This window comes from Desulfonatronospira sp. MSAO_Bac3 (assembly GCF_003838035.1).
GTDB lineage: Bacteria > Desulfobacterota > Desulfovibrionia > Desulfovibrionales > Desulfonatronovibrionaceae > Desulfonatronospira > Desulfonatronospira thiodismutans.
In genome coordinates, this window is record NZ_QYZY01000160.1 from 1 (window position 1) to 1,314 (window position 1,314).

General features: G+C 49.5%; 1 protein-coding gene. It reads right to left on the reverse strand.

Annotated elements, in window-relative coordinates; genetic code table 11:
- Positions 1-1,314, reverse strand: a 1,314-nt coding sequence (locus D5S03_RS05410) for a PAS domain-containing protein (RefSeq protein WP_287042917.1), incomplete at both ends; no start/stop codon positions are given.

Genomic DNA, 1,314 nt, shown 5'->3' on the forward strand with positions numbered 1-1,314 from the left:
CAGGTTGCCTTGAAGATCAGGAAAGCTATCTTCAAAAGTAACTTCATCCCCGGACAGGGCGTTATCGAGATGGGGTTTAATCTTGCTATGGAATATTTCAGTTCCAAGTAAATCCTCCAAGGCATACCCCTCTATTTCTTCCTTGGATTTGCCGAACTTTGTCTGGTAAGCATCATTGACAATCAGGTACCTGTAGTCTGAGGTCACTATGGACATAGGCATACTTATCCTGGAAACAATGCGCTGATAATTTTTAAGGCGCTCCTCCTGGGTGCGGCGGATGGTCTCAAGGTGAAGCCGGTGTATGCCCTGGGACAGAGTGCCGGCCATCCTGGAAAGCAGTTCCTGCTCCTCCATGTCCCGGGCCAGGGTTCTGGGGATTGAAACAGTAAGCAGGCCATGGACAATTCCTTCAAACTCCAGTCTGACAGAAAAGCAGGCTCCCTCGACCCCGCTCTGGGCTAACACGCAGTCCGGACATTCACGTACAGGATCCACAACAACCTGCAACAGATGAGAAGAAAGTGCCTTCTTTGCTATTGAGGGCAGCCTGCCGGTCTCAAACCTGGCAAGTAACTCAGGAAACTGTTCTGCAAGACCGGCCTGGCAACATTGTCTAACAGCCTCTTTTTCATCCAGAAGAACAATGCAGGAGCTTTTATAACCCCTGGAGGAAACCAGAGCCTGGCAGACTTCATCCAGCATCTGCTTCAGGTCCTGGGCCTGGTAGATGATCCGGTCGATGATGTTCTGTGTCTGGAGTACTGAGTTGAGATGCTGGGTGCGCTCCTCGCTTTCACGCAGTTTCTTTTCGTCTTGTTTACGCTCGGTTATATCTTCTGCAATTCCCACAAGATAAGCAGGCTTTCCATCCCGGTTCATGACAGGAATCTTTTTGGTCTGCAGAAGACGTTGACCGTGTTTTGTATCTATGGGCTCTTCCATAATGGTCACCAGACGACCTTTGTTCAGAGCCTCCCGGTCTTTGGACCTGAAGAAACCGGCCTGCTGCGCAGAGAAAAAATCATAGTCGTTTTTGCCGATGAGTTCTTCACGGGAATACCCCAGAATGGATTCTCCAGCTTTGTTGAAATGGACAAAGCTAAGATTTTCGGCTTCCTTGATGGCAATCATGTAAGGAATATTTTCTACAATATATGACAGAAACTGTTCCCATTCTCTGGCGGTCTCCTCGGCCCGGATCTGGGCACTGATGTCGCTGAGCACCAGCAACAGCCGCCTGAAAGCATCGTCTTTTTTTTGCGCATCAGAGTCGCTTTCCACCCGGCCGGCACACCTTACAGCAATTTCATC